Origin of the sequence: Vibrio sp. St2 (genome assembly GCF_947311885.1) — a bacterium.
Taxonomy (GTDB): domain Bacteria; phylum Pseudomonadota; class Gammaproteobacteria; order Enterobacterales; family Vibrionaceae; genus Vibrio; species Vibrio coralliilyticus.
Map to the genome: position 1 here is coordinate 15,560 of NZ_CAMZNA010000004.1, position 16,706 is coordinate 32,265.

Annotated in this window: 14 protein-coding genes; 5 read left to right on the top strand and 9 right to left on the bottom strand. The window is 47.5% G+C overall.

Annotated elements, in window-relative coordinates; all coding sequences use genetic code 11:
- The first annotated feature begins 154 nt into the window (after positions 1–154).
- Positions 155–2,605, top strand: a complete 2,451-nt coding sequence (gene fadE, locus QMA41_RS13820) for an acyl-CoA dehydrogenase FadE (RefSeq protein WP_281629969.1) — start codon at positions 155–157, stop codon at positions 2,603–2,605.
- 62 nt (positions 2,606–2,667) lie between these two features.
- Here the strand turns inward: fadE and QMA41_RS13825 are convergent, their stop codons facing one another.
- Positions 2,668–3,915, bottom strand: a complete 1,248-nt coding sequence (locus QMA41_RS13825) for a TIGR03503 family protein (protein ID WP_171347553.1) — start codon at positions 3,913–3,915, stop codon at positions 2,668–2,670.
- A gap of 8 nt (positions 3,916–3,923) precedes the next feature.
- A complete protein-coding gene (gene dnaQ / locus QMA41_RS13830; RefSeq protein WP_281629970.1) occupies positions 3,924–4,664 on the bottom strand; it encodes a DNA polymerase III subunit epsilon in 741 nt (246 codons plus the stop codon).
- A 56-nt stretch (positions 4,665–4,720) separates the two neighbouring features.
- Between dnaQ and rnhA the strand changes: the two genes are divergently transcribed.
- The gene (rnhA, locus tag QMA41_RS13835; protein WP_006957886.1) at positions 4,721–5,185 is read left to right on the top strand and encodes a ribonuclease HI; all 465 of its coding nucleotides are present in this window, start codon (positions 4,721–4,723) and stop codon (positions 5,183–5,185) included.
- On the opposite strand, the gene QMA41_RS13840 is transcribed toward rnhA, so the two are convergent.
- Entirely contained in the window at positions 5,178–5,921 is a 744-nt protein-coding gene (locus QMA41_RS13840) for a class I SAM-dependent methyltransferase (RefSeq protein WP_006957888.1), read from the bottom strand. The two genes, rnhA and QMA41_RS13840, sit on opposite strands and share 8 nt — an antisense overlap.
- 39 nt (positions 5,922–5,960) lie before the next feature.
- Here QMA41_RS13840 and gloB point away from each other — a divergent pair, with 39 nt between their 5' ends.
- The 3 genes from gloB (at position 5,961) to QMA41_RS13855 (ending at position 9,038) form a co-directional block, all read left to right on the top strand.
- On the top strand, positions 5,961–6,719 hold the full coding sequence (gene gloB / locus QMA41_RS13845; protein ID WP_019276462.1) for a hydroxyacylglutathione hydrolase: 759 nt from the start codon (positions 5,961–5,963) through the stop codon (positions 6,717–6,719).
- Between the two features lie 70 nt (positions 6,720–6,789).
- Positions 6,790–8,355, top strand: a complete 1,566-nt coding sequence (locus QMA41_RS13850) for a LysM peptidoglycan-binding domain-containing protein (RefSeq protein WP_281629971.1) — start codon at positions 6,790–6,792, stop codon at positions 8,353–8,355.
- Entirely contained in the window at positions 8,352–9,038 is a 687-nt protein-coding gene (locus tag QMA41_RS13855; RefSeq protein ID WP_281629972.1) for a YIP1 family protein, read from the top strand. Before QMA41_RS13850 ends, QMA41_RS13855 begins: the two co-directional genes overlap by 4 nt.
- On the opposite strand, the gene QMA41_RS13860 is transcribed toward QMA41_RS13855, so the two are convergent.
- From QMA41_RS13860 to dnaE, 6 genes are all read right to left on the bottom strand, one after another.
- Positions 9,018–9,875: an endonuclease/exonuclease/phosphatase family protein gene (locus QMA41_RS13860; protein WP_281629973.1), complete on the bottom strand. Its 858-nt coding sequence runs from the start codon at positions 9,873–9,875 to the stop codon at positions 9,018–9,020. The genes QMA41_RS13855 and QMA41_RS13860 overlap by 21 nt on opposite strands.
- A 53-nt stretch (positions 9,876–9,928) precedes the next feature.
- Complete coding sequence (gene glnB / locus QMA41_RS13865; RefSeq protein ID WP_006957894.1) at positions 9,929–10,267, bottom strand: nitrogen regulatory protein P-II; 339 nt, start codon at positions 10,265–10,267, stop codon at positions 9,929–9,931.
- Between the two features lie 103 nt (positions 10,268–10,370).
- Complete coding sequence (locus tag QMA41_RS13870) at positions 10,371–10,685, bottom strand: c-type cytochrome (RefSeq protein WP_006957895.1); 315 nt, start codon at positions 10,683–10,685, stop codon at positions 10,371–10,373.
- A 36-nt stretch (positions 10,686–10,721) separates the two neighbouring features.
- Positions 10,722–12,056: a tRNA lysidine(34) synthetase TilS gene (gene tilS / locus QMA41_RS13875; RefSeq protein ID WP_281629974.1), complete on the bottom strand. Its 1,335-nt coding sequence runs from the start codon at positions 12,054–12,056 to the stop codon at positions 10,722–10,724.
- A 94-nt stretch (positions 12,057–12,150) separates the two neighbouring features.
- Positions 12,151–13,110, bottom strand: coding sequence for an acetyl-CoA carboxylase carboxyl transferase subunit alpha (gene accA / locus QMA41_RS13880; RefSeq protein ID WP_019276455.1), 960 nt, complete (start codon positions 13,108–13,110; stop codon positions 12,151–12,153).
- 38 nt (positions 13,111–13,148) lie between these two features.
- Positions 13,149–16,628 (bottom strand): DNA polymerase III subunit alpha, encoded by a 3,480-nt coding sequence (gene dnaE / locus QMA41_RS13885; protein ID WP_281629975.1) that lies wholly within the window; start codon positions 16,626–16,628, stop codon positions 13,149–13,151.
- Positions 16,629–16,706 lie beyond the last annotated feature (78 nt).

Consider the following 16,706-nt stretch of genomic DNA (forward strand, 5'->3'; position numbering starts at 1 on the left):
TTCATTTTTAGAACTTTCACTCTACCAAGATCACTTTTTGAACACATTTGTGTTTTACATTTATTTAATATTTTGATTACACTTTAACTGGTTGGACCTCTTACTAGATAACGGCGTAATCTGAATATCAAGCGCCGAACAAGGAACATTAACTATGGACATCTTGCTCTCTATACTTGGATTTGCTGCAGTTCTGGCGATCTGTCTCTACCATCGCACTTCGCTGGTGAAGTCGATTGCAGCCCTTACCGCCACACTGGCAGTGCTTTCTATACTTGGCACCGCAGGCTCACTCAGCTGGATTCTTTTCATCGCAGCCACTGCGGTAATCGCGATTCCTTCCGTTCGCCAATCTCTAATCAGCCAAAAAGCACTGACTTTGTTTAAAAAAGTCTTACCAGCGATGTCGCAAACGGAAAAAGAAGCTCTCGATGCAGGTACCGTTTGGTGGGAAGCCGAGCTTTTCAAAGGCAAGCCAGACTGGAACAAACTGCATGCAATTCAAAACCCTCAGCTCACTGCCGAGGAACAAGCGTTTCTTGACGGTCCAGTAAACAAGGTTTGCGCGATGGTGAATGATTACCAAGTGACGCACGAACTGGCTGATTTACCCCCAGAAGTCTGGCAGTACCTCAAAGACAACAAATTCTTCGCCATGATCATCAAAAAGAAATACGGTGGTTTAGAGTTTTCTGCTTATGCCCAGTCCTTAGTACTACAGAAATTGACCGGCGTCTCTGGCGTTCTTTCTTCTACCGTTGGTGTGCCTAACTCTTTAGGCCCAGGTGAATTGCTTCAACATTACGGTACGACAGATCAAAAAGATTACTACCTACCCCGCCTTGCAGAAGGTAAAGAAATCCCTTGTTTCGCCCTAACCAGCCCTGAAGCTGGTTCTGATGCGGGTTCCATTCCTGACTTCGGCGTGGTGTGTAAAGGCAAGTGGGAAGGCAAAGAAGTCCTAGGTATGCGCTTAACCTGGAACAAGCGCTACATTACCTTAGCGCCTGTAGCTACGGTTCTGGGCCTTGCCTTTAAACTGCGTGACCCTGAAGGCTTACTTGGTGAACAGGAAGAACTGGGCATCACCTGTGCTCTTATCCCTACCCACCTTAAAGGTGTTGAGATTGGTAACCGCCATTTTCCACTGAACGTTCCTTTCCAAAACGGACCAACTCGTGGTGAAGACCTGTTCGTTCCACTCGACTTCATCATCGGTGGCCCTAAGATGGCTGGCCAAGGCTGGCGTATGCTGGTTGAATGTCTGTCAGTTGGCCGTGGTATCACACTGCCTTCAAACTCTACAGGTGGTATTAAAACGGCAGCGCTTGCTACAGGGGCTTATGCTCGTATTCGCCGCCAGTTCAAACAGCCAATCGGTCAGATGGAAGGTGTGGAAGAGCCATTAGCACGTCTGGGCGGTAACGCGTACGTCATGGATGCAGCCAGTAACCTAACTGTCGCAGGTATTGATTTGGGCGAAAAACCTTCCGTTATCTCCGCGATTGTAAAATACCACTGTACCCACCGTGGTCAGCAGAGCATCATTGACGCTATGGACATTGTGGGTGGTAAAGGTATCTGTATGGGGCCTTCCAACTTCCTAGCACGCGGCTACCAAGGTGCGCCTATTGCTGTAACCGTTGAAGGGGCAAACATCTTAACTCGCTCAATGATCATTTATGGTCAAGGTGCTATCCGTTGCCATCCTTACGTGCTTGAAGAAATGAATGCCGCTTATTCAGACGCTTCTGATGCACTAGATAAGTTTGACGCAGCACTTGCAGGCCACGTCAGCTTCACAATGAGTAACCTGGTACGCAGCTTCTGGCTAGGTCTCACTGATGGTCGTTTCTCATCCGCACCAGTCAAAGACACTACTACTCGCTACTACCAGCAGCTTAACCGCTACAGTGCGAACATTGCATTCCTGTCAGATATTTCAATGGCCGTATTAGGTGGTTCACTGAAGCGTAAAGAGCGTTTATCAGCACGTCTGGGTGATATTCTCAGCCAGCTTTACCTCAGCTCAGCAACACTCAAACGTTATGAGAGCGATGGCCGTATCGCCGACGACCTTCCACTGGTCCACTGGGGACTACAAGATAGCCTGAAGCAGACAGAAGAAGCGATTGATGAATTCCTTGCTAACTTCCCGAACAAATGGCTAGGCAAAGTGCTACGCGTGATGATCTTGCCATTTGGTCGAGTGCGTAAAGCGCCAAGCGATAAGGTTGATAGCCAAGTTGCTCAGATTCTTCAAACACCGTCAGCGACACGTGATCGATTGGGTCGCAACCAATACTTCCAGGCGAGCGAGTTCAATGCCGCAGGTAAGATTGAAGAGGCATTGCACATCATTCTTGAAGCTGAGCCGGTATTTAAGAAAGTCTGTAAAGCCATCAACGAACGACGTCCATTCCTACGTCTCGACTTAATCGCAGACATTGGTCTAGAAAAAGGCATTATCGATTCTGCGGATGCACAACTACTGCGCAAAGCAGAAGAGCATCGCTTATATGCCATTAACGTGGATGATTTTGACCCAAAGGACTTAGCTGCCAAGCCGCTAGAGATAACACCTCAGATGGATGAAGTGGCGTAAAGTTCACACTCACTAAAAAGGGCTGCCGAGATGGCAGCCCTTTTTTGAGGTAACCTCGAATCTTATTTCTTCGGCATCTCCAATTGCATTTCAGGCATCATTTCTTTCTTAGCTCTTAACTTACGCATCACAAACCAAATCGCTAAGCCAAGAATAATCATCACAACATTTCCGACCCCAATCATAATGAAGGTTCGAGTGCGTTTTTCTTCTCGCATTTGAATCAAACGCATTTCTTCCATCAGCTTCTGTTGCATCATGCGTTCTTCTTCCTGCAGTCGACGGGTCTCTGCAAAATCAATTTCTTCAAGCACACTATAAGTATGCTCTTTGATTGGAAACGCCAGTGGGCGGCCTGAGCCCATTTCAGTCGCAAACACCTGACCCATCCAAGAATAATTGCCGATTTCACCGTTATAAGGGATGGTCAGTACCACTTTTTCTGATTCTTCTGAAGCGCTTTCCGCCGCCGAGATTTCGCTATTATCTGGAGACTTGTGCTCAATCTGGGCTGCCAAACTGCCCGGCTGAATCATACCCTGCTCCCCAGAGAAAACCACTTGGTGATCTTTCCCTTCTTCTCGGCTTTGAATAAAAGTGGTTTCAATCGGTGTTGGATAAATCAGCACTTCCTGCTCCTGAGCACGGAGGAACACACCATTGCCTGATGTAATACGTACACGATATTTGCCCGGTTCTGGGGATATGTTCAAAGAAACAGTAAATACACCATCCCCTGCCACTTCATCCAACCCACGGCCATCATCAGCAAACTCACCAATCGTGTAGGGAATTGGTCTTGCTTCCTTGATCAGTTCCTCTTCGTTTTCTACATACTTGGTAAAAGTGACCATCAGCTTGACTCGTTCAAGGAAGTCTCTGAGCACCAAAGGTTTGCCATCCGCCGTCAAGCGAGCGGTAAATTTAATTTCTTCATTTTGAAATAGCCGTGTCGGCATGGTATCCGTCGACAATTCAAGGTGGGAGATAAGGATGATTTTATTCTTAGGTGTGATTTTGCCTATTGCCTGCCAAGGACCGGGCATGGGATTGTCAATCGAGATAATGTCCATGGACGATTCTTGATACCAACGGACATTGTCTGGGCTGCGCCACGCGTAGTACTTTTTACCATCCGGGCGTACCAGAACGACCGGACGTGAGCGCTCCGCACGATAGATAACAAAGGTAATTTGTTTAATGGTTGGGTCTACTCGAAAACGGTTGTCGAGCAGCGACATTGAGGATTCCTCAGCATAACCAAAAGTACTGACCAACAAGCCCAGCAGGGCAAACCAAATCCTCAACATTCCTTCTCCTACTGACGCCAGAGACAGCTTCCGCTCTTCTCCACCAGATCCAATCGATTTTGATGTGCTTCTAGTTCATCGGCCGTTGCACGGATAACCTTTAGCGATTTTCGTCCACCAGCTGCCCGTTTTATTGATTCACCTCCCACATTGCCTTCTGCACTACCTGGATTAAATTGCAGTGATGTCTGGCCACCTGTCATTAACAGGTAGACGTCAGCCAGTATCTCCGCATCGAGCAAAGCGCCGTGGAGGGTACGGTGGGAGTTATCTATACCGTAGCGGTCACACAATACGTCAAGGTTGTTTCGTTTGCCGGGGAAGATTTTCTTCGCCATGGCAAGCGTATCGGTCACCTTACAATAATCGTCAGTTTTACCAATCGTAGGATCGAGCATACCAAACTCGTAATCCATAAAGCCGGTATCGAAGGGCGCGTTGTGAGCGACTAATTCAGCGCCTTTAATAAACTCGAGAAATTCCCTATGAACATCCTGATACTCTGGTTTGTCGACCAGAAACTCGTCAGTGATACCGTGAACTTCGACCGCGTCAGGCTGAATTTCACGATCGGGTTTGATGTAAACGTGAAAATGACGCCCGGTCAGTTTACGGTTGATGATTTCCACCGCACCGATTTCGATAATACGGTGCCCCTGATAATGAGGCCCGCCTTCACGGTTCATACCTGTGGTTTCGGTATCGAGTACCACGATGCGATTGTGGTTAGAATTGTTGCTGGTATTCATAACAAATTGTGTGTCAGACTATGCCAATAATGTGCTTAACCCAATAGTATCAAATCATGACGAAACAAGTGGAAATTTTCACAGATGGTTCTTGCTTAGGCAATCCGGGCCCCGGCGGATACGGCATTGTTTTACGCTACAAACAAGTAGAAAAGACCCTTGCTAAAGGTTATACCCTAACCACGAACAATCGCATGGAAATGATGGCTACTATAGTCGCACTGCAAGCATTAAAAGAACCTTGTGACGTCATACTCACCACTGACAGCCAGTACGTTCGACAAGGCATTACTCAATGGATCCATAACTGGAAAAAACGGGATTGGAAAACGTCCGATAAGAAGCCAGTTAAGAACGCCGATTTATGGAAAGCGCTCGACGCTGAAACCGGACGTCATAAAATAGACTGGCGCTGGGTCAAAGGCCACGCGGGTCATCGAGAGAATGAGATGTGTGATGAGCTCGCCCGTGCTGCTGCTGAAAATCCGACCGACGAAGACACAGGCTATCAGCCTAGTTAGAGCTGCTTCGCTTGCTCGAGATTTTGTAATTGACGCCAATCGGCGTCAATTTTCGTTTTAGCTTCCAATGTGGCTTGATAGGCTTTAAAGGATATGTACGTTTGCGGGCAACAATAAAGTACAAGCTACCCATAGGAGATGCCCAGTCCCCTAAACTGTTTTCAAGCCAAGTCCACATAGTGCGGTATTTCTGCATTGGAAACAGTGCGTAGCTGTCACACTCAATCACTTGATAGTTCAAGACACTCAACCAATCGCGGATACGATTCGGGGTAAACATACGCCCACTCCAAGGCAAGTTATTCTTACGCCACGGCATCAGACTCGCCAAACCAGTGAGGCTGATAGGATTAAACCCAGTGATGATCAAATACCCATCGTCGATCATCACCCGATCGACTTCTCTCAACATTCGATGGGGGTCATTGCAATAATCCAGCTGGTGCGCCATCACAACAGCATCGAAACTTTTTTCAAGAAACGGAAGGTCATAACCATCTGCAATCACATTGTGCAAAGGGTTCTGGATATCAAGGTTAACTTGGTGTTGAATATTACAATTAAAGCTGGTTAACTCGCAGCTCAGCCCACCCAGCTTAAGCATATGATAGCCAAATAGTTTTGGGCACCATTCATCAACACGGGTTTGTATTGATTCACTGACCCATTGGCCATTCTTAAGCTGAGACCATGAATGAGGCTTTTCGAGCTTCTTAGTACTGCGTGCTGGCTTCATACTTAACCTGCTTCACTCTTGGTAACCGGAGAGACAACTATGTTAGATATCAAAAGCATACCTGCATTTAACGACAATTACATCTGGCTGATTAAAAATAGCGATCAGCGTTGTGCTGTCGTCGATCCGGGAGACGCTGCCCCAGTATTGGAGTACCTTAAACAGCACGAGTTAAGCTTAGAGGCGATCTTAATTACCCACCACCATAATGATCACATCGGCGGCGTTCCAGAGTTGGTCAGACAATTTCCGGGCGTCGATGTGGTAGGCCCTGCCAATGAGCCGGTGCCAACACTGACCCACGCAGTTGAGGCCGGTGAGCAAATCGAGCTGTTTGGCGAGATCTTTTTCGTTTTGGGCCTAGAAGGACATACACGCGGACATATTGGCTATGTCGGTGATGGAAAGCTGTTCTGTGGTGATGTTCTGTTCTCCGCCGGATGCGGCCGCGTATTCGAAGGCACGATGGAACAAATGCATACTTCCCTCAATAAGCTGGTTGCCCTACCCGAGGAAACCGAAGTTTACTGTGCACATGAATACACAGCCAGCAATGTCGCTTTTGCTCTTGCGGTAGAGCCAGACAACGAACTGCTGCAACAATACCGTGATGAAGTAAATCGCCTGCGAGCGCAAAACAAACCGACTCTGCCGACCACCATTCGCAAGGAAAAATGGATTAACCCTTTTCTGCGCACAGACCAGCAAAGCGTCATGCGTTCTGTGGCTAACCGAACCCAACAAACGGACTCACTCGCCATTTTTTCGGCGTTACGTGAGTGGAAGAACGAATTTTAACGTTTTGCAACTTGTCACTTCCATATTTAGACAAGTATTATCAGCAGCCAAATAAAAAAAGGGCTGTGAAATGCGAGTTAAACACAGCTGGGTATTAGCACTGCTACTAACAGGATGTCAGCTTACCCAGCAGACAGAGAGCGATAAAACTGCTTCTCCGGAGACCAATAATCCACCACCGGTAACTTCTTCAGAACCGACCACCAAACCTTCAGAGTCGGTAGAGTCATCTAAAACTGTTGTAACACCTCAATCTCAGGAAGATGTTTGGCATCGCATTGCCATGCAATTGGATTTCCCGATTCCCGATGACAAAATGGTGGATTACTACCGTACTTGGTATCTCAAACACCCTAACCACCTTAAAACCGTTTCCGAACGTGCCCAGCCGTTTCTTTACCTGATCACGGAAAAAATTGAACAACGTGACCTCCCCCTAGAGCTTGCTCTTCTGCCTATCGTTGAAAGCTCCTTTGATGCCTTTGCATACTCTCACGGCAGCGCCGCTGGTCTATGGCAGTTTGTTCCCGGTACAGGAAAATATTACGGATTAAAGCAAAACTTCTGGTACGACGGACGTCGTGATGTTGCCGCCTCTACAGATGCGGCTCTTGATTATTTAGAAGTATTGAATAAGCGTTTTGAAGGAAACTGGAATCACGCAATCGCTGCATACAACAGCGGCGGTGGCCGTGTTTCCAGCGCCATTCGCAAGAATAAGCGTTTAGGTAAGCCAACCGATTTCTTCTCTCTGGACCTACCTAAGGAAACCAGTGGATATGTGCCGAAACTACTCGCCCTGGCAGATATCATCGCAAACCAAGATAAATACGGCATCGCTATACCTGCCATTGCCAACCGACCAGTAGTAGAACTGGTTGATCCTAAGGAACAACTGGATTTAGCGATAGCCGCTAACTACGCAGGCATTAGCGTCAAGCAGCTACAGAGCCTAAACCCCGCATACAACCAATGGGCAACTGCCCCTGATGGCCCACATCAACTATTGCTGCCGGTTGGGAAAATCAACACGTTCAAAGCCAAAGTGGCGGAAAACCGTGGCAAAGGTATGAAAGTGGTTCGTTATAAGGTCAAATCTGGCGATAGCTTGAGTGTATTAGCCACCCGATACAACACCACAACGAAAGTCATTCAGAGTGCAAACAACCTTAACGGATACAACATCCGTGTCGGCCAGCATTTGATGATCCCGACATCAACTAAAGATGATCAGGCCTATACACTGAGTGCAACCAACCGGTTGGCAAAAACTCAGGCCAAATCGCGTGGTCAGTATAAGCTCACCCACACTGTACGCTCAGGTGACAGCTTATGGAGCATCGCGCGTGCCAATAAAGTCTCCCATCAGTCTCTCGCAAAGTGGAATGGCATGGGACCAAGAGACACGTTACGTGTTGGACAAAAGCTGGTTATCTGGAAAAACAGTTCTGACGGCGCAATCATCCGTACCGTTTTCTATAACGTGAAATCTGGCGATACCATCAGCGGCATCGCCAACAAATTTAAAGTGAAATCTAATGACATCGTGAAGTGGAACGGGCTAAGCAAAAAGAAATATCTACAGCCTGGTCAAAAGCTAAAACTCTATGTCGATGTAACTAAGGTGAGTGTATGACGCCTTCTTCAAACCCTCTCGTGATGCTGGTTGACGTATTTCGCTCACCCAGCGCTTGTTTCCTCGCACTTTACCAACGTGGTGCTTGGGGCTGGCAAACCTATATCGTGTTGATGTTGTCCCCATTTCTCTTTTGGGGCGCCTACTTTGATGTTGTCGATTTTGAGTGGCTGCGACAGGGCTTGTCTGCTCAGCTCGCACAAACCAACCCGAAACAATTGGAGCTGCTTGATGCGAACACTCTGATGGCCAGTGAGATCATCAGCGACGTAGCAGGCCGAACGTTAACTATTGTGATGTTGGCGTTCTGGTTCAATTTAGCCACCAAACCCAGTCAGCACCAACATGGCTTCTGGCGCTGGTTTGCCGCAAGCACTGTCGTCGTGTTTCCAGCGATCATTGGCGATCTGGCGAGTTACGTCAGCCTGCTTCTCAAGCATGGTCAGGTAATGGTGTATGCGGCGGATCTCAATAGCCTCAATGGCCTGTTGAAACTGCCGTTGACCAATGAGTGGTCACAATTTGCCAGTTCATTCCCGCTGCTCTTACCTTGGTATATCGCTTTAGGCTATGCTGCTGTCGGAACTTGGACGGAATTCGAACGTGGTCAAGCGTTGGTAATTTCAGCGCTACCATGGGTGGCGTATTACATTATCTGGGCGCTATATATCGTCATCAGCTAAACGAAACATGACCTTAAGAGGATTATGGTCAGAGGCGTCGGATTCCGGCGCCTCTGCTTTTATCAGGGTTAATCCTCGATAAAAAACATGATCGAGCGGCAATCCGGTTATAAATTGAGTACGATGATCAGGGCGATAGCTCACCTCTTTCACTCCAAGCGTGTCCAGTGCGCTTCTCATTACCGCCATCCTATCTGCACTCCAACTATTAAAATCACCGGCGACGATAATCGGCCCTTGATGCTTGCTCAGCTCATCAACCAATGTACCAAGCTGCCTCTGATACTCATCCGTACCATAGGTAAAGTTCACCGCATGGATATTGACAACCGACAGCACCTGACCATCAGATAAAGGGTACGTGGCATAAATAGCAGATTTAGGTAAGCGCAGCCAAGGTTCAAGCTCAGTGTAAGCGCAAGCAAGTTTCGGAAGAGACTTAGATAAATTCAGCACCCCTGCACTGCGTTCAAACGCTTTAAACGCATCCACTTGATTACCAAACCAAAGCTGCTGTTTCATCCACTCCTTGAGCTCGGGCGTCATACTGGCTTCTTGGAGCAAAACCAACTGTTTGTCGTCAGAATGCTTGGTTAACTCTTGCGACCAATTATCGCGATTTTGTTTATATATATTCCAAACGAGCAAATTTATGTCACCATCGTTGTCAATGGATTCCACCTGAGAAGCATGTGCACAACGCACCGACACATCTTCCCCTGACTGGGAAATAGTCGATAGTTGAGGCTGCTTAGGAAGAGAAAAAATCAGTTGGAAACTACCAACCACGGCAGCGATAGCAACAATAGGTAAGATCAGCAGGCGCTTTTTTTTCACTTGGAACTACCATTAAGAAAAAAGAGCCTTGCGGCTCTTTTAAGAGAATCGGATTAGATTGCGTCTTCGTCTTCTTCACCAGTACGAATACGAACAATACGCTCAATATCAGTGATAAAGATTTTGCCGTCGCCAATCTTACCGGTTTGAGCCGTCTCAACAATGGTATCGACACATTGCTCTGCAACATCGTCCGTCACAACAATCTCAAGCTTAACCTTAGGTAAGAAATCCACCATGTATTCTGCACCACGGTACAGCTCTGTATGCCCTTTTTGACGACCAAAGCCTTTCACTTCAGAAACCGTCATGCCCGTAATACCAACTTCCGCCAATGCTTCACGAACGTCATCCAATTTAAATGGCTTAATAATGGCTTCGATTTTTTTCATGTTCATCCCTTAAACTTCAGCAATTTGTCTCATTATCCCATGATAAACAGGCAATAAAAAGCCCGAGCTTTTTATGCTCGGGCCAAATACTATTGTCAATGACTTACTTTAGACTCGCGTAGTACGCCGCTAAATTAGCCACATCCGCATCACTTAACGCTGCAGCTTGTGCCTGCATAACAGCAGCTAATCCACCGTTACGTTCTTTGTTTTTGTAGGCATTAATTGACGTCACAATGTACTGTTCGTTTTGGCCTTTCAGGTTAGGGTAACCTGGAATAACAGCGACACCATCTGCGCCGTGACACGCGGCACATACCGCCGCTTTTGCTTTTCCGGCTGCGACATCACCTGCTGCCATAGCTTGTCCAGCAAACAGACTCATTCCGACTACTAGTCCAATAGCGATTTTTTTCATTGCTCTTCCTTATAATTCCATTTTATTTATGTGTCTTTATGTATACAATTTTGACACAACTGGTACTGGCTTGTCCCAGACAAGTTCACAGTCTTGGCCTGCAAAGTGATGATCAACAAATAAATCGGCTACAGCGGCAACCCGCTCCCCACACATTAAAATCGGCACGCGGCGCCTCAACCAACTCGGCACTCCATATTCCTGAAACAATTTTTTCAATTTTCGGCTATGGTTGCGATCAGTAGGCTTCGCGCTCAAGCCTTGAGGCTCAAACGTAACGGATAATGGTGCGGCTTCAAGTGCAGCTTTTGAAAGCTGCCCATTATGACTAGATTGGAGTAATAAAGAGCCCAATGAGTCAGGCAAGTTCAACGCTGTACCAATGGTAATATCCCGCTGCCAGCCAGACAGTTCTTGCCACTGCTCAACCAGATACAAGCGCTGTTCAAAGCGGCGAACTTGACCACCCGATATGGAGAGTGCAGGGTTGGCATCTTGACGACTGAGCGCTACTTCCTGCCACACCTTGTTCAGTTGCTCACGGCTGGGCATGCGTGCCTGATGATGAGAGAGCCACATCCTGAGTAAGCGAGCTCGCATCAAGGGCGTCATCTTCTGCAAAGGCTCAATCCATAAGCTGCCATCTTGATGCAGCACCTCTGCTAAGCGCTCAGTCAATAATTGATCAAGAAGTTGCTCTTGCTCAGCACACAACTCGGCACTGCGCTGCACGGCCTGAGAGAAATGCGGCCAACGTTGCGAGATGACAGGCGCTACCTGATGGCGAATGAAGTTGCGATCAAATCGCGTGTCTTGGTTACTTTCATCTTCAACCCACTGCAATTGTTCAGCTACTGCATAGGCTTTTACATCTGATCGGCTTACTGCTAGCAATGGCCGAACAAGCAGGGCTTCACCAAAAGGCATAGCCTGAGCCATAGCAGATAGCCCCTTGGGCCCACTGCCGCGTTTCAATGCCAGCAAGAATGTCTCAAACTGATCGTCGCTATGCTGCCCCGTAAGCAGTATATCTCCCTTGGAAACATACTTACTTAGAGCCTGATAGCGAGCCTCTCGTGCGCTTTCTTCAATGCTTTCTCCGCTTTTTTCCAGCGTCACTCTCTCAAGGTTAAAAGGAATACAGTCTTCTGAGCACCACTGCTTACACTGCTCGGCCCAATCATCGGCATTACTGCTTAAGCCATGATGGACGTGTACTGCTAGCCCGTCTTGCTGATGCTCACGGCAGTATCTCACCATTAGTGACAGCAGGACTCTGGAATCCAGACCACCACTCAAAGCAAGCACTAACTTACCTCCAGGCTGCCTGTGTTGGTCAATGACAGAAGAAAATGTCTGATATAAATTCATACACAAAGAAGAGAGTTTTCAATGCTGCTAGTTTACCACCCATAACAAAAAAGGCTGAACCTAAGTTCAGCCTTTATTTTTTAATCTTGAGCGATCAACAGTAACCGTAGCTCATTAAGCGCTGGTAACGGCGTTCAAGCAGAGCATCATTGTCAAAATGTTGTAGCTCATCAAGCTGCTTGACCAAAGTCGCTTTCATATTAGCAGCCATTTGGATGTGATCACGATGCGCACCGCCTAAAGGCTCTTCGATGATTTCATCGATCAGTTCTAGCTCTTTCAAACGTGGAGCAATCAGTCCCATCGCTTCCGCTGCTTGTGGCGCTTTGTCTGAATCGCGCCAAAGGATTGAAGCACAACCTTCAGGTGAGATAACAGAATAAGTCGAGTATTGCAGCATGTTCACGTAGTCGCCTACGCCAATAGCTAGTGCACCACCAGAACCACCTTCGCCTACCACGTTACAAATAACAGGCACTTTTAGACCAGCCATTACTTTAAGGTTTTTCGCAATCGCTTCCGACTGACCACGTTCTTCAGCACCAACACCTGGGTATGCACCTGCAGTATCGATGAAAGTGATGATTGGCATGTTGAAACGCTCAGCCGTTTCCATCAAGCGAAGCGCTTTACGGTAACCTTCTGGCTTTGGCATACCAAAGTTACGTTTCACTTTCTCTTTCGTCTCACGACCTTTCTGGTGGCCAATGATCATAACAGGGCGGCCATCAAGACGAGCCATACCGCCAACAATCGCTTTGTCGTCAGCGTAAGCACGATCACCGGCTAGTTCTTCGAATTCAGTAAAAACGTGCTCAATGTAATCAAGCGTGTATGGGCGTAGCGGGTGACGAGCCATCTGAGCTGTTTCCCACGCGCCAAGGTCGCTGAACGTTTTCTTCTTAAGTTCTAAGCTTTTCTTTTCTAGCTGTTCGATCTCTTTGTCCAGATCAACGCCAGAGTCACCACCGTGACGAGAAACACCACGAAGTGCTTCAATCTTAGCTTCAAGTTCTGCGATAGGCTTTTCAAATTCTAAAAAGTTCAGGCTCATCTATAGATCCTTTCTGATTCGGCATTCGACTGCCGAACTTAGTTAAATTCGAGTTCTACCTGGCTCTTACCAAGCAGTTGTTTCAAATTGTCTATTAATTCGTCACTAGGCGTCACACGCCATTCGGTACCTAACGTTAAGCGCGCTCGCGCGTCACTGCGTTGGTAGTATATATGGACAGGAACCGTTCCTGCCTTGTAAGGCTCCAGTATCTTACTAAAGCGCTCAAAAAATTGCTCATCGATTTGAGATTGTTCAATGGACACCGATAAGCCACGGGCATATTTTTCACGCGCCGTGCCGAGATCCATAACCTCGCGCGCGGACATTTTAAGACCACCATTGAAATCATCAAAGCTGACCTGTCCAGAAACGACCAAAATTTTGTCTTGTTCGAGCAATTCAGCGTAGCGATCAAGCGCATCGGAGAACAACATGACTTCCATACGACCGCTACGGTCATCCAAGGTCATGATACCAATACGAGTACCGCGCTTGGTTGTCATTACTCGAGCCGCAATCACCAGACCTGCAACCGTGACACTCTGATCACGTCTTGTTGGTGTCGCATCTTTTAGTCGACAACTGGTGTACTTACCAAGTTCCTTTATGTAGGCATTTATTGGGTGCCCGGTCAAATATAAGCCAAGTGTATCACGTTCTCCTTCCAGCCAAACTTTTTCTGGCCAAGCAGGTACCTTGGTATATTTGTGTTCAACTTCTTCCGGCGCTTCGGTCAAAACACCAAACAAGTCACTTTGACCAAACGCTTCCGCTTGGTGGTATTGGCTGGCAGCTTTTACCGCATCATTAAGTGATGCCATCATCGCCGCTCGGTGCGGACCAAGTCGGTCAAGCGCCCCTGCATAAATGAGCTTCTCTATCACGCGTTTGTTCACTTTCTTAAGATCAATACGAGCACAGAAATCGAACAAGTCTTTAAAGTGGCCATCTTTGTTGCGCGCTTCTAGAATGGCTTCAATCGGACCTTCACCAACCCCCTTGATCGCCCCAATACCGTATACGATCGCACCGTTTTCATCGACGTTAAAACGGTACAAGCCAGCGTTGATATCCGGCGGAAGCACCTTGAGCTTCATACGGAAACATTCGTCTACCAGACCAACCACTTTTTCGGTGTTGTCCATATCGGCGGTCATTACAGCAGCCATGAACTCGGCTGGGTAATGCATCTTCAGCCACAGTGTTTGGTAAGACACCAATGCATAGGCGGCGGAGTGTGATTTGTTGAAACCGTAGCCTGCGAACTTTTCTACCAAGTCGAAGATTTTCATCGCCAACTCGCCGTCGACGCCGTTCTTTACCGCACCATCTTCGAAGGTCGCACGCTGCTTAGCCATTTCCTCTGGTTTTTTCTTACCCATCGCACGACGAAGCATGTCCGCGCCACCAAGGGTGTAGCCAGACAATACCTGTGCGATCTGCATTACCTGCTCCTGATAGAGGATAATGCCGTAAGTCGGATCGAGGATTTCTTTTAGCGATTCATGTTGCCACTTTTCATCTGGGTACGAGATCGCTTCTCGACCATGCTTACGGTCGATAAAGTTATCTACCATGCCCGACTGTAGAGGACCCGGGCGGAACAGCGCCACCAATGCGATGATGTCTTCAAAACAGTCCGGTTGCAGGCGTTTGATCAGTTCTTTCATACCGCGCGATTCGAGCTGGAATACCGCGGTCGTTTCCGAGTTTTGTAACAATCGGAATGATGCCGCATCATCCAATGGAATCGATTCGATGCGAACTGGAGCTTTGCCTTCACGCTCAAGGCGTGGGTTAATCAGACCAAGAGCCCAGTCGATGATGGTTAAGGTACGTAGACCTAGGAAGTCAAACTTGACCAGACCAGCAGTTTCTACATCGTTCTTATCGAACTGAGTAACCGGGAAGTGACCTTCTGCATCGGCATAAATTGGCGCAAAGTCAGTAATGGTGGTTGGCGAGATTACAACACCACCCGCGTGCTTACCGGCGTTACGTGTACACCCTTCAAGGATGCGACACATATCGATAAGCTCTTTCACTTCTTCGTCAGCTTCGTACAGTTCAGGTAGCGCTGGCTCCGCTTTGAATGCCTTTTCCAAAGTCATTCCCGGATCAGGCGGCACCAGTTTTGAAATACGGTCAACAAAGCCAAATGGGTGGCCTAGTACACGTCCTACGTCACGAATTACCGCTTTCGCGGCCATGGTACCGAAAGTGATGATCTGAGATACCGCATCACGGCCATACATTTCTGCAACGTGGTCAATTACTTGGTCACGCTTATCCATACAGAAGTCGACATCGAAGTCGGGCATGGAGACACGTTCTGGGTTGAGGAAGCGCTCGAAGAGCAGATCGTATTCCAACGGGTCGAGGTCGGTGATTTGCAATGCATAAGCCACCAATGAACCGGCGCCCGAACCACGCCCAGGCCCTACAGGAATATCATTATCCTTCGACCACTGAATGAACTCCATTACGATCAGGAAGTAGCCTGGGAAGCCCATATTATTAATAACTTCCAATTCGACTTTTAGACGCTCATCGTACTCAGGACGTCGCTTTGCTCGCTCTTCTTCGTCGGGAAACAGAAATTCTAAGCGCTCTTCAAGGCCTTCCTCTGACTTTTTAACCAGAAATTCGGTTTCCTCCATCCCCTCTGTCGGGAATGCAGGCAGGAAGTACTCGCCCAAACGTACCGTCACATTACAACGCTTAGCAATTTCAACACTATTTTCCAGCGCTTCAGGGATATCGGCGAACAACTCGCACATCTCTTCTTCGCTACGTAAATATTGCTGAGCACTGTAGTTTTTAGGGCGGCGAGGATCTTCTAGCGTGTAACCATCATGGATCGCCACACGAATCTCGTGCGCCTCAAACGTCGTTTCATCTAGAATCACAACATCGTTCGTAGCGACAACAGGCAGTTGCTCTTTCTCTGCAAAGTCCAAAGCAAAGTGAAGATAAGTTTCTTCATCTGCTCGCCCTGTACGCGTCAGCTCTAGGAAAAATCGGTCGGCAAAGTGTTGATGATAAAAATCCGCGCAGTTTTGAGCAACTTTATGGTTCCCCTTCAGTAACGCTTTACCAATCTCTCCACTTTTTGCCCCTGATAGAACAATCAGCCCTGCAGACAACTCAGCTAGCCATTGTTTATCAATAACAGGTTGATGCTGAACATGGCCGCGCAGATACGCTTTAGAGATCAACAAGGTTAGGTTTTTATACCCTTCATTGTCTGCTGCCAGCACGGTGAGTTTAGTCAACTCTTCACCAAACTCTTCTGACTGCATCGCAAAATCAGCGCCAATAATTGGCTTCACGCCACACCCATGAGCCGTTCCATAAAACTTCACCAAACCACATAAGTTGGTGAAATCAGTTAATGCCATGGCTGGCATTCCCATTTCAGCCACTTTCTTAACCAAAGGAGGCACTTTCGATAGGCCATCGACCATGGAAAAGTCACTGTGAACTTTTAGGTGAATAAATTTAGGATCTGACATCAATGATTCCGCAGTTTTGCTTATTCGGGGAGGTTACTGGGGTATTTTACGTGATATAAAATCTTAGATATACCCCAG